Source organism: Desulfogranum aggregans (assembly GCF_055398265.1).
This window is the reverse complement of sequence record NZ_AP042447.1, coordinates 1420512-1432956: the sequence shown is the minus strand read 5'-3', so window position 1 is coordinate 1432956 and position 12445 is coordinate 1420512. Positions and strand designations below refer to the sequence as shown.

General features: G+C 53.8%; 13 protein-coding genes. 8 read left to right on the top strand and 5 right to left on the bottom strand.

Translation table 11 applies throughout. The features are described 5' to 3' along the window. Positions 1–21: 21 nt before the first annotated feature. The 3 genes from ACZ52Z_RS06600 (at position 22) to hflX (ending at position 3647) form a co-directional block, all read left to right on the top strand. Positions 22–510, top strand: a complete 489-nt coding sequence (locus ACZ52Z_RS06600) for a hypothetical protein (protein WP_464269958.1) — start codon at positions 22–24, stop codon at positions 508–510. Positions 511–576: 66 nt separating this feature from the next. Beyond that, positions 577–1950 carry an asparagine--tRNA ligase gene (asnS, locus tag ACZ52Z_RS06595; protein WP_464270766.1) on the top strand — a complete coding sequence of 458 codons (1374 nt, stop codon included), beginning with the start codon at positions 577–579 and terminating at the stop codon, positions 1948–1950. A gap of 185 nt (positions 1951–2135) precedes the next feature. Continuing rightward, on the top strand, positions 2136–3647 hold the full coding sequence (gene hflX, locus ACZ52Z_RS06590) for a GTPase HflX (protein WP_464269957.1): 1512 nt from the start codon (positions 2136–2138) through the stop codon (positions 3645–3647). On the opposite strand, the gene ACZ52Z_RS06585 is transcribed toward hflX, so the two are convergent. From ACZ52Z_RS06585 to pyrE, 3 genes are read right to left on the bottom strand one after another with little or no spacing between them, the layout of a single operon-like run. Continuing rightward, positions 3642–4121, bottom strand: coding sequence for a PilZ domain-containing protein (locus tag ACZ52Z_RS06585; RefSeq protein ID WP_464269956.1), 480 nt, complete (start codon positions 4119–4121; stop codon positions 3642–3644). The genes hflX and ACZ52Z_RS06585 overlap by 6 nt on opposite strands. Beyond that, positions 4114–4284 carry a dual CXXC motif small (seleno)protein gene (locus tag ACZ52Z_RS06580; protein ID WP_464269955.1) on the bottom strand — a complete coding sequence of 57 codons (171 nt, stop codon included), beginning with the start codon at positions 4282–4284 and terminating at the stop codon, positions 4114–4116. Before ACZ52Z_RS06580 ends, ACZ52Z_RS06585 begins: the two co-directional genes overlap by 8 nt. Then, positions 4281–4847: an orotate phosphoribosyltransferase gene (pyrE, locus tag ACZ52Z_RS06575; RefSeq protein ID WP_464269954.1), complete on the bottom strand. Its 567-nt coding sequence runs from the start codon at positions 4845–4847 to the stop codon at positions 4281–4283. Before pyrE ends, ACZ52Z_RS06580 begins: the two co-directional genes overlap by 4 nt. Before the next feature lie 188 nt (positions 4848–5035). Here pyrE and glmS point away from each other — a divergent pair, with 188 nt between their 5' ends. Continuing rightward, entirely contained in the window at positions 5036–6874 is a 1839-nt protein-coding gene (glmS, locus tag ACZ52Z_RS06570) for a glutamine--fructose-6-phosphate transaminase (isomerizing) (protein WP_464269953.1), read from the top strand. A 73-nt stretch (positions 6875–6947) separates the two neighbouring features. Here the strand turns inward: glmS and ACZ52Z_RS06565 are convergent, their stop codons facing one another. Together ACZ52Z_RS06565 and ACZ52Z_RS06560 are read right to left on the bottom strand one after the other, a co-directional pair. After that, entirely contained in the window at positions 6948–7151 is a 204-nt protein-coding gene (locus ACZ52Z_RS06565) for a hypothetical protein (RefSeq protein ID WP_464269952.1), read from the bottom strand. 55 nt (positions 7152–7206) lie between these two features. After that, positions 7207–7863 (bottom strand): GntR family transcriptional regulator, encoded by a 657-nt coding sequence (locus tag ACZ52Z_RS06560; protein WP_464269951.1) that lies wholly within the window; start codon positions 7861–7863, stop codon positions 7207–7209. Between the two features lie 406 nt (positions 7864–8269). Between ACZ52Z_RS06560 and ACZ52Z_RS06555 the strand changes: the two genes are divergently transcribed. The 4 genes from ACZ52Z_RS06555 to fabZ all read left to right on the top strand — a co-directional run bounded on the left by ACZ52Z_RS06555 (position 8270) and on the right by fabZ (position 12390). Continuing rightward, positions 8270–9451, top strand: a complete 1182-nt coding sequence (locus tag ACZ52Z_RS06555; RefSeq protein ID WP_464269950.1) for a DUF2332 family protein — start codon at positions 8270–8272, stop codon at positions 9449–9451. 158 nt (positions 9452–9609) lie between these two features. Then, the gene (locus ACZ52Z_RS06550) at positions 9610–10782 is read left to right on the top strand and encodes an exo-beta-N-acetylmuramidase NamZ family protein (protein WP_464269949.1); all 1173 of its coding nucleotides are present in this window, start codon (positions 9610–9612) and stop codon (positions 10780–10782) included. 86 nt (positions 10783–10868) lie between these two features. Then, complete coding sequence (gene lpxD / locus ACZ52Z_RS06545; protein ID WP_464269948.1) at positions 10869–11924, top strand: UDP-3-O-(3-hydroxymyristoyl)glucosamine N-acyltransferase; 1056 nt, start codon at positions 10869–10871, stop codon at positions 11922–11924. A gap of 10 nt (positions 11925–11934) precedes the next feature. After that, positions 11935–12390, top strand: coding sequence for a 3-hydroxyacyl-ACP dehydratase FabZ (gene fabZ / locus ACZ52Z_RS06540; protein WP_464269947.1), 456 nt, complete (start codon positions 11935–11937; stop codon positions 12388–12390). Positions 12391–12445: the final 55 nt, after the last annotated feature.

The window sequence follows — 12445 nt, the reverse complement described above, 5'->3', positions numbered from 1 at the left end:
TCAGAGGCAAATACACACGAAATGAGCGAAGAAAAGCAGCAATATAAGATATCACATGTCTTTCTTGTGGCAGCACCCAGTTCAGCAGGGGGGGCAGAGCAGGTCGAGCGTTACCTCCAGGGTAATCAACTTATCACCTATGCTGATCTGGTTATTCGACCGGAAGAGATAATCAGCGGTGGAGACGCCCGGTTCTGGGGCAAGGTTGATGAAGGGGTCGGGAAAAACATGGAGTTTGCCGCCTCCCTGCTCGATAGCCTCCGCGCTGAAGGTATAGACAGTCTGGAAGGATTGCTGCATATGCAGGAGGGCTATCTAACCAAGGTCCTGCACACCCTCACTCATCTGCTGGACGGCTTTATCGGGGTCGATAGTGTGTTTTACAATCTGGTAGAGGATTCCCACCGGGTCAGCGCCAACCTGCGGACCACCATCGCAGCCCAGGCCAGTACTTACTGGCTGGTACCGGTTCGTACCGGCATGCTTGAAGCTTCTGTATTACACGTGTAACTTATACCACCCTAGAGAATGATTCCAGGACAAGAAAATATGGATCTGAAGAAATCCTCCGTAGCGATGCAGACTATTCACTCCCTGCTCACGAAGGCGGCAATCGGCAAACGCGTGGACGTTCACGGCTGGGTAAAAACCCGTCGTGATTCAGGGAGCCTCTCCTTTCTTGAAGTCAGTGACGGCAGTTGCCTGGCCAACCTCCAGGTGATCGCTGAACAGGAGTTGTCAAATTACGAGCACGAAGTAAAAAAACTGACCACCGGATGTGCGGTAAAGGTCAGCGGGACTCTGGTTGCCTCGCCTGCCAAAGGGCAGACTGTAGAACTCCGGGCAGACCGCATCGAGGTTATTGGCTGGGCAGATCCCGATAGCTATCCTCTGCAGAAAAAAAGGCATAGCTTTGAGTTCTTACGTTCTATTGCGCACCTGCGAAGCAGAACTAATGCACTCGGTGCGGTCGCTCGAGTGAGAAGCTCGCTGAACTTCGGCATTCATCAGTTTTTTCATGATCATGGGTTTTTCCAGGTGCATACTCCGGTTATCACCACCTCTGACTGTGAGGGGGCCGGTGAAATGTTTACCGTGACAGCCATGGAGCCGGAACAACTGCAGGGCGACCAGCCTTTTGTTGATGATTTTTTCCACCGGCGTGCCGGGTTGACGGTCAGCGGGCAGTTGCAGGCTGAGATTTTTGCCCTGTCCCACAGCAGGGTTTATACTTTTGGTCCCACCTTTCGCGCTGAAAATTCCAATACCAGCCGCCATCTGGCCGAGTTTTGGATGCTGGAACCGGAAATGGCGTTCTGTGACCTGCAGGGAAACATGCAGCTTGCAGAAGCCATGATAAAATACCTGGTTGCCGACGTCTTGGCATCATGTGCTCCGGATATTGATCTTTTCAATCGATTTGTGGCCAAAGGATTGGCCGATCGATTGCGCACGGTTGTTGAAAAGCCCTTTGTCCACATGACCTACACCGATGCGGTTCGTGAATTGGAGCAGGCGGGCCAGGATTTTGAGTATCCTGTGGCCTGGGGGATTGACCTGCAGGCTGAGCATGAACGGTTCCTCTGTGAGGAAGTCGCCGGGGTTCCGGTCATTGTCACTAACTATCCTAAAACCATTAAGCCCTTCTATATGCGGTTGGATGATGGGGCGGAGACAGTTGCTGCCATGGATATCCTGGTGCCCGGCATTGGTGAACTTGTTGGCGGCAGTCAACGTGAGGAACGCTACGAGGTGCTGAAAAACCGTATGGACGAGGCTGGCTTGGACCTTGAGCAATACGGGTGGTATCTTGATCTGAGAAGATATGGAACCGTCCCGCATGCAGGGTTTGGCCTCGGGTTTGAGCGCCTTGTGCAGATGGTGACAGGGATGCAGAATATCCGGGATGTGATCCCCTTTCCACGGACACCTGGCAATGCACCATGCTAGCAAAAACAGACACTCACTGCAACTAAAGTAAAGGGGGGAAGGTTATAGGCGCTGTAGTCGGTAATAAAAGCGGGCTCAAAAGTAAACAGTTACGGGACCTGGAGCGGCTTGGTCAGAAAAAGGTTGCACCACAGGATGTCATCGGCAGGGACACTGCGCGAACGCTTGCAGCCCTGTCTGCTGAAATGAACCGCCAGGTAGGGCTGCTCATTCATCGTTCAGGGGCTATTGCCAAGGTGGTGGTCGGCGATCATGATCGAATTGTCATCCCGGCCCTGCCGGAGGTGGGGACCGGTGGTGGTCGACTGCGCGGGTTGCGCTGCGTGCATACCACCTTCCGTCGAGGCGGGGTTAATGAGGAGGATGTCATGGATATGGCGTGTCTCCGGCTTGACCTCATGGCGGTATTGACCTTGGATGAAGATCTTCCCGATTTACTCTACACGGCACATCTGCTCCCCCAGCAGGTTGGCGGACGCGACTGGGAAGAAATGCAGCCTGTGCATCCGGCGAGGCAGACGGAGTCCTGCATTGATCTGATAGAGTCCCTGGAGAGGGAGTTTGTTCGTGCTCGCCCGATAAGAGAAGTGGATAGAGGCCGGGATCGTGCTCTCTTGATCAGTGTCACCACCGGTTCAAGAAGCGAGGCAGAAGATTCTTTGGCCGAGCTGATGGAATTGGCCCGGTCAGCAGGGGTAGAGGTCCTCGGGCAAGTGCTCCAGCGAAGGAAGCAGATGCATCCGCGTTTTATCCTTGGCCGGGGAAAGTTAATGGAAATCATGTTGACCAGTTTGCGGTTGGGGTGCAACCTGTTGGTCTTTGACCAGGAACTCAGTCCATCGCAGATACGATCGGTTACCGATCATACCGATCTCCGGGTGATTGATCGAACCCAGCTTATTCTCGATATCTTTGCCAGCCGAGCCCGATCTCGGGAGGGGAAGCTGCAGATCGAGATGGCACAACTGAAGTATATGCTGCCTAAGCTGACAACCCGCGATGATGCACTTTCCCGGCTCACCGGTGGAATCGGTGCCAGGGGGCCCGGAGAGACCAGGCTGGAAATCGATAAGCGACGAATCAATGATCGTATCGCCAGGTTGGCCAAAGAGTTGAAATCTGTGGGGAAACAGCGCTACCATCGACGAAACAGGCGCCGTAAGCGAGATGTGCCGGTTATATCCCTGGTCGGCTACACGAATGCGGGCAAGTCGACGCTCCTCAATACCCTGACCCGAAGCGACATCCAGGCAGAGGATCTCCTGTTTGCCACTCTTGATCCTACCAGCAGGCGCTTGCGATTTCCTGAAGATATGGAAGTCATCATTACCGACACCGTCGGATTTATTCGCAACCTTCCGGCGGAGCTTCTCAAAGCTTTTGAATCGACGTTGGAGGAGTTGTTTGAGGCGGATCTGCTCCTGCACGTGGTTGATATTTCCAATCCGCAATGGCCGCAGCAGGTAGAGGTGGTTGAAGCGTTGCTTCGCGATTTACAGCTGGATATGTTGCCCTGTCTCAAGGTCTTTAATAAAATCGACAGAGTGGACGGCAAAAAAGAAGTGCAGGAAAGGGTCGCCAGGGAGGGCGGAGTGTGTATCAGTGCGATCGATGCGGCTTCACTGACGCCGCTGTTGACTGCTGCACAGGCCAAACTGCAGCAGTCCCTGCAAGCCGACGCCCGTTCAGAACTATGACTGCAGAAAGAACCCCAGTCCTTTTTCTGTTGCCACTCCAGTTTCAAACTGGCAGCCGATCTGGTTGTTGACCACGTTGACAACCAGCGCCTTTTTTTTGACCACGGTGAGTTTTTTATCGTTAAGCTGAAAATCCACACCAATGAGTTGGTTTTTGCGCAGGGGATGCAGCCCGGAAACGGTAAATCCGATTCCGCTGAGGGAAATATTGCAGATATGCATAACGCCGCCACCCTGGCCATTACGTAAAATCAAATAATTACCGGTAAGACTGATCGATTTCCGATAATGTCGTCGAAAATCGATCAGTACATCAAAAACATGCTGACACCGGCAACGGATTTTAAATTTGTGCCGCCGATTTTTTATCTGCTGCGTACTGATGGTTTTGGCCGTTCCACACTTCGGACAGACGATGGTGGCCGTGTTGTTGGCGCGAACGTATGCTTTGGTCGTTGCCATCGTGTCAGTCATAGATAATGGCTGAAAAACGTTCCAGTGCTGCTTCGGTGGCCGGGTCAAGCTCAGCGGCAACCTCATGGAGAGGGTATTCATGCTTGCAGTCACTGCACTGGAGACGGATCTGGCGACACCTGCGGAGTACGGTCAAGGGGCCGCTGCATTTTTTGCATTTCATTCTGGTTGTTTTTTTCCTATGAGTTGTTCCCTGGTGAAGACTGCCTTGAGCGGGTAGCCGTGGGTGGCCAGGGCTTCAGCCCCTCCTTCCTGCCGGTCGACGATGGTCACGACCAGACCAACACGGAAGCCTTCGTTCTCCACCCGCTCAATAACCTGGAGCAGAGTCCCGCCGGTGGTTACCACATCCTCGACCAAAGCAACGACAGCACCTGGCTCAAGGTTGTTTTTGCCTTCAATATAATTACCGGTTCCATGTCCTTTGGCTTCCTTGCGGACAATGAATGCCGGTATAGGGTTATTGTCCAGGTAACTGACCAGGGAAACGGCCGTTACCAGGGGGTCTGCCCCTAAGGTCATGCCACCCACACCGGCAATGGGATCATCGGCGGCCCGGATGAGTTCATACAGCATCCTGCCGCACAGGTATCCCCCCTCGGCATCAAGGGTGGTTTGCTTGCCATCCACGTAAAAATCGGATGTTTTTCCAGAGGTGAGGGTAAAGGTCCCCTTTCGATAGGATTTGCGTAGAAGCAGGTCTTTTAGTCGCTGACGTTCATCCATCTAGAATTTCCCTTTGGTAAGTGTTGGTTTTAAGATACAGTTTTTTAGCGCAATCGCAAAACGATTTTTGTTCCAAATTGGCCAATAATTAAGGCTGTTGGAAAGTCGATCAGTGTGATACCATATTTTTTCAGTTCATTCTCGAATAACAACGACCTCAAGAATAAATTCAGCCCTAGGAAAAGCGTATGTGCGGAATAGTTGGTTATGTGGGAACCCGCAGAGTGGTTCCTGTTTTGTTGGAAGGACTTCGCCGACTCGAATATCGTGGCTATGACTCCGCTGGCCTTGTTTATCATCTAGATGGCAAGCTGGAACGGTTCAGAGCCGAGGGAAAATTGGCTAATCTGGAAACTGCGGTGGATGAATCTATTGGTGTGCCCAGTAGTACAGGCATCGGACACACCCGCTGGGCCACCCATGGTGCCCCCACTGAGCTGAATGCCCATCCGCATACCGATTGTACGGGTGAGCTGGTGGTCGTGCACAACGGCATCATCGAGAACTACAGTTCACTGCGCAGCGAACTGGCAGCCAAGGGGCATGAGTTTACCTCGGAAACCGATACAGAGGTGCTCGCTCACCTCATAGAGGACTGCCTGCAGGGAGATCTGGTTGCTGCGGTTCGTGAGGCATTGCAGCGGGTGGAGGGGTCCTATGCCATCGGTGTACTCTGGGCGCAAGAGCCGGAGCTGCTCGTCGCTGCCCGCAACCATAGTCCATTGGTCATGGGAGTCGGCGAGGATGCCTGCTATATCGCCTCCGACATTCCGGCGTTATTGCCCTACACCCGAGAGGTTATCTTCCTGGATGATATGGAGATGGCGCTGCTTGGCAAGGGAAAATATTCTATCCTGCAGGTGGAAGACGGCATGACCCTGGAAAAGGAAAGGACCACCATCGATTGGAATGCGGCTATGGCTGAAAAGGCTGGCTACAAGCATTTCATGCTCAAAGAGATATATGAACAGCCCCAGGCCATGCTCAATACCGTCAGCGGCAGGATGGTTCCTGATACCGGAATGATCGAGCTGCCGAAGATAGGCATGGATAACGATACGATCCGGAAGATTGAGCGCATAGCGCTGGTGGCCTGCGGCACCTCCTGGCATGCTGCCCTGATCGCAAAATACTGGATCGAAAAATGGGTCGGCATCCCGGTTGATGTTGATATCGCCTCAGAGTTCCGTTATCGCAGCCTGCTGCTCAATGAGCGGGTGCTGACCCTTTCCATCTCCCAATCCGGGGAAACAGCAGATACCTTGGCCGGCATGAGGCGGGCTGGGAGTATGGGATCGAAGATACTGACCATCTGCAATGTTGTCGGCTCAACCATGACCCGTGAGGCTGATGGAGTTATTTACACCCACGCCGGCCCTGAGATCGGAGTAGCCTCGACCAAGGCCTTTACCTCCCAACTGGCGGCCCTGTTCCTGCTGACTCTCTATCTCGGGCAGGTTCGTGGAACCATGGACGCCGACACGCGAAAAGCCTATGGCTCTGCGCTTATTAACCTGTGCGGGGTGATCGAAGAGGAACTGCCAAGACTGCAGGCGGAAATACGGACCATGGTCGAGAAATATTATAATGCCCGTGATTTTCTCTTTGTCGGCAGGGGGGTCAACTTTCCTATCGCTCTTGAGGGTGCACTCAAGTTGAAGGAGATTTCCTATATCCACGCCGAGGGGTATGCGGCCGGTGAATTAAAACATGGCCCCATCGCCCTGATTGATAAGGATATGCCGGTTCTGGCCCTGGTGCCCCAGGATGATGTCTACCAGAAATCCATATCCAACGTGGAAGAGATTAAGGCCCGCCAGGGAAGGTTGCTCCTCATTGGGACGGCAGGCGACAGCCACCTCTCCACCCTTACCGAAGATGTGCTTTATCTGCCTCAGGTGGAGGCAGATCTTAACCCGCTACTGTATACAATCCCAGCGCAGCTGCTCTCATACGAGATCGCTAATCGACGAGGCTGTGACGTTGATCAGCCGAGAAATCTGGCGAAAAGCGTTACGGTTGAATAACCTTTCCCCGCAGGAGGCATTGGTCGCAGCCAATGCCTCCTGGTTCTATTTTCACCTTCTTGTTCAACCGGTTCTACTGTGCTGCCTCCTGCTGTGGAGAAGCTTTGGCCGACCATGCTGAACACCAGCGTCGATACAGTCGGGAGAGTGTCTGCAGGATCTCCTCGTCATGCAGATGGTGGCATTTCCTGACAAGTACATCCACCTCTTCCAGGCTGATTTCACGGTTGTTTGCGGGGAGCGGACGGTGTTGTTGATGCTGATCTGTGTGGCGCATTGAACTCTCCTTTATCTATTATCGATAATATTGCACAATGGAGAACCAAAAAGGTTCAGGTGTGCGGGTGACTATGGGTTTGCCAGTAGCGGCCGATCTCACGATAATGATTGGCGAGATTTTTGGCCGACCTGGCTCGCAGTCCTTTTTCTACCGCTTCTACTATGGGTGGATGTAGCCGGTACAGCTCAGCCAACGGGATCGAGGTTTTCGCGAGGGTAGCGATAACCTGGTACTGTATCTTCAACGAATTCCAGGTCTCGAGCATGCGTTGATTGTTCGAACACTCGATAATTTCCTGGTGAAACCTGTTGTCTGCCTCTGTAAACTGCTTGACATCCCCGGCCTCCATTGCCAACTTCATGGTCTCCAGGTGCAAGCGCAGCTGACGGGCAAGGGAGTCAAGCTTCATGTCCGCCAGGAGCAGGCAATGTCCTTCCAATGCCTCTCGGACCTGATAAGCCTCTTCAATCTCCTTTTTGCTGAATGATTTGACAAAGGCGCCGACGTGGGCCTTGTGTTCAACATGCCCCAATACCTGCAGACTGCGAATAGCCTCTCGCACAGGCGCCTGACTGGTACCGAACTCCTTGGCAATGGCCAGTTCTTTTAAACGATCCCCTGGAGCAAGGCTCCCGTCGATAATCCGCTCAAGTAGAATCGCTTTGATCTGATCGGTCAGACTTTCCCTTGTGACTTTTGTTTTCCCCATGCAACCTCACGTTTTTATATTATCGATAATATATATTCTTCGCATGCCTGTCAAGAAAATGGTGCAGATTGGAGGGCAGGGCAACAGAAAAAGGATGCCACGTATTCTTTCACCAGGGGCAGTGAAAGTTCGGGAGAGATGGGATTTCCCGGCACCAGGAGGTACCGACGAAGACCCTTCGCGCTATCAGGCCCTTGACGCCATTGATTCACCCCGCACGAGTAGCAACAAGCGTCTGCGCTCTCCTTGTTGTCTGTTTCCCGGCGAGAACCGTACGTGGAGCATCTACCGACTATGCGATTGGATCGAAAAGCAAGAGCTTGAAAAATAATGTCTGACCGTCTACTCTTTTGTCGCTAGAGCTGAACCATGGAGCGAGTGATCCCGGGTGGAGGAAGGGAAAGCCATGCTAGCAGAAAAACCCGATTTTCGTCGACGAGTACGTCGTCGTTTTCATCAGCAACGGCTTTTCACCGCCGGATACTCGCCGCTTTTTTCACGGTTGTGCGGTATTGTTGAGGAGTGGTTGGACGATGAGGACGACCCTGTAACCCACTGGTTGCTACGGGCGTCACGATTCCGACCGTCCTTCGAGGTTCCCCTGCTATTGATGGCCGGACTCCACCGCAGCGTGCTCGCCGGCAGTGAGCACGCCCAAGAGCTGGCCGCCTTCTTTCCCACTGCCGGTGGTTTACTCGGTGCAGACAACGCTTCTCTACGCAGGATACTGCGGCAGACCATGCTGGCTGAAGCAGATGAGCTGACTACCTTTCTCGGCACGGCCTCTGTACAAACCAATGAGACAGGCCGGGGCTTCTGTTGGCTGCTTCCCCTGCTATACACTCCCTGGCAACAGGTACACCTTGTAGACCTGGGAGCGAGCGCCGGGCTTAACCTGGTGGCAGATAAACGCAGCTACACCTTTAAGGATGGCGACAGTGGCAGGGACATACTGGTTTGTGGAACCGGAAAGGGTGAGCAGTTTATTGTCTCCTGTAGCGGCCGTTTTATCCCGCCTCCCTGTAGCGCGGCAGAGGGCAGGGTTGTTTCCCGGACCGGCTGTGATCGGGCACCGTTCATCCTGCAGAGCAAAGACGATGAACTGACTCTTTCGTCCTTTATATGGGGCGACCAGGGGCAGCGCCTGGTAAGGCTTCAGCAAGGGATTGAGGCTCTGTATGCCTTACAGGCAGACGGAAATCCTGTGCATGTCTATGAGGCGGAACTGCCGGGGGAACTCGATTCTTTTCTCTTTGCGCGGATTCCATTGGAACCTGGCTGCCCTGTGCTCCTGTATAACACCTACCTCACCAACTATCTGGATGATAGGGGAGCATCTTTACGAGCCTCTATTGAGCGTTGGGCAGCGCTTCGAAACTACCCTGTACTGTGGCTGCAGATGGAGCTTTCTCGTGATCCTGCTCAGGCACCGCACCGTGGTTGGGTACTGTGGCAGGCCGAGCTCTGGCAGGAGGGAGACCATCATCAGTGGCGGCTGGCCTGGGCGCACCCCCATGGTTCTTCGGTACGTTGGCTGCCGGACTGGGGGCAGTGGGCCCGGTTCTGGCAACAGCAGGGATACCCTTGACAGAGCCGGAACAGGAGCGGACAGGTGCCGGGACAGAGGCGTGGGGTCCATTAGAAAACTGCGGATCAGCGCCGGTGCAGGGACCACTTACAGCATTTTCTCCTGGGAACGATTTTGTTCCCTGAAGGTAACCTAAACTATCATGACTGAGGATTGACGTGATTACCATTGGCATCGAGACCTTCTGTAGCCATCCACCCCGTTGGGCCGTGGGAGCCCGCTTGGGGTTATTGTCTAACCAGGCATCAACAGACCGAAGGTATACGCACAGTCGCGACTTGCTTCTGCGTGCTTTTCCCGGTCAGCTCACCACCTTGTTTTCGCCTCAGCACGGATTTTTCAGTGAAAAACAGGATAATATGATCGAGTCCGATCATTCGGTTGATTCGTCTACCGGTCTTCGTTGCTACTCACTGTATGGGGAGACGCGTCGTCCCTATCCAGAGATGTTTGCCGATATCGACCTGCTGCTTGTTGACCTCATCGACGTGGGAACCAGGGTCTATACCTTCGTCTGGACGCTGGTGTATTGTCTGGAGGTGGCAGCGGAAACCGGAGTGAAGGTCGTGGTGCTTGACCGGCCCAATCCCATTGGCGGCCATCTAGTGGAGGGCAACGTACTGGAAACGGAGTGCCAATCCTTTGTTGGGCTGTGCAATATTCCCATGCGACATGGGTTGACCATGGGAGAGCTGGCCCGATACTGTGCCACGGAGCGCAGCATCGATGTCGACCTGGAGATCGTAGCTGTAAAAGGGTGGCAGCGGAGTATGCTGTTTGCAGAAACCGGTTTTCCCTGGGTCTTTCCTTCACCCAATATGCCGACTCCGCAGACAGCCCTGGTATACCCGGGCCAGGTCCTGTGGGAAGGAACCACGGTCTCTGAAGCCAGGGGCACCACCCTGCCGTTCGAACTGTTTGGTGCTCCTTATGTGGATCCAAGGCAACTGCTGGACTTTGTAGCAACAATCGAACTTCCTGGTTGTCTGTTGCGTCCGCTGGCTTTTGAGCCGACCTCCGGGAAGTGGGCGGGGACAACCTGCTGCGGCCTGCAGATACATGTCACCGATCCGCATCACTTTCTCCCTTACAGGACCAGCCTGGCCCTTCTGCAGGGGGTGATGCTGTTGTATGCCAATAAATTCTCCTACAAGCAACCGCCCTATGAGTATGAGTATGAGCGGCTGCCCATGGACTTGATCATCGGGAGTCGTGCGGTTCGGCACGCTGTGGAAGCCGGCCTTCCGATCAGTGAAATAGAAGCCTCGTGGCAGCCCCAGCTGGCCAGGTTCGAAGCCGATCGAACCGCTGTTTTTCTTTACGATGTGTAAGAAATAGGCTATGGTCCGCCGCTGGCGGAGCAACATCACCACTGAGACTGCAGCATCGGTCAGCACCGAAGAGGGAGAAAAGAGCGATGACGAAAACATATACTCTCCAAGAACTTGCCGAATTTGTTGACGGAGAGGTTATCGGCGATGGTTCTGTGGTCATTCACGGGCTGAATGGTTTTGGGCTTGCCGGACCCGGGGAAATCACCTTTGTGCTCACCCAAAAGAACCTGGCTGGGGAAGAGGTGTGCCGAGCGAGTGGCTGCATTGTCCCGCCAGGACTCGCCGACCAGTTTGCCATACCGGTTATCACTGTCGACAGGCCGGATATAGCAGCGGCACGCATCCATCAGCTGCTCCTGGAGGCGGAGTTTGTCGCCGCTGGAGTGCACCCTTCAGCCGTTATCGGCAGTAACTGTGTACTGTCGGATGTGATTACCATTGGTGCCAATGCGGTTATTGGCGACCGGGTGCGTATTGGCCAGCGGGTCACCATCGGCCCTGGTGCGGTTATTGATAACAACGTGACCATCGGTGATGATTCGATTATTCACGCCAATGTCACCATTGCCGCAGATACCGTGATCGGTAATCGCGTCACCCTGCATCACAACGCGGTGATCGGCAGTGATGGATTCGGTTTTGTCACTGATGCCATGGGTAATCACGTGACCAAACCACAGGTGGGCACTGTTCGTATTGATGATGACGTCCAGATCGGCGCCTGTTCCTGCGTGGATCGCGCAGCATTCGGCACTACCTGGATAAAAGCAGGAGCCCGTATTGACAATCAGGTTCAGGTTGCTCACAATGTGGTTATTGGGGAAAATGCCGTGCTGGTAGCCCAGACCGGGATCGCCGGCAGTTCTACCCTCGGCCGAAGTGTGGTCCTGGGGGCAAAAGCAGGGGTGAACGGCCATATCCACTTAGGCGATGGCGTGATGGTTGCTGCGATGAGTGGTGTGCACAACAATCAACCCCCGGGAGCCCTCATCGGTGGAACCCCGGCCATTGAGGTGAAAAAATGGGGGCGGGCATCTGCTGCCTTTAGCCGGTTGCCGGAGATACTTAAAGAGGTGCGTCGATTGCGCAGAGAAGTGGATCGCTTGACCGCCTTGCTCGACCAGACCGATAAGCATTGAGGAAACCAGTATGCAACCAGAAAAAGAATATACCTTGCCGTTAGATATTACATCGATCCTTGAGCTGCTGCCTCACCGTTACCCCTTTATTCTCGTTGATCGAATTATTGAGTTTGAGTCGGGCAAGAGCGTGACCGGGCTGAAGAACGTTTCCATGGGAGAGCCTTTTTTTCAAGGACACTTCCCCGGAGAACCGGTTATGCCCGGGGTACTTATCCTGGAAGGGATGGCGCAGACAGGTGGCATTCTCGCCTACCTGACCGATAGAAGTATGATCGGTGAAAAACTCGTCTATTTTGCAGGACTGGATAAGGTAAGGTTCCGAAAGGTCGTGCGCCCGGGTGATCAGCTGATTTTCAAACTGGAAATGATCAAGTACAAGGCTCGTCTCACCAAGATGGCGGGGCGGGCCTATGTAGGTGACGAGTTGGTTACCGAAGCAGAGATGATGGCAACCTTTGCCTGAGAAATTCAACATACCCAGGCGGCAGCTTTCTCCACGGAGCTGTTCCTGATATAGG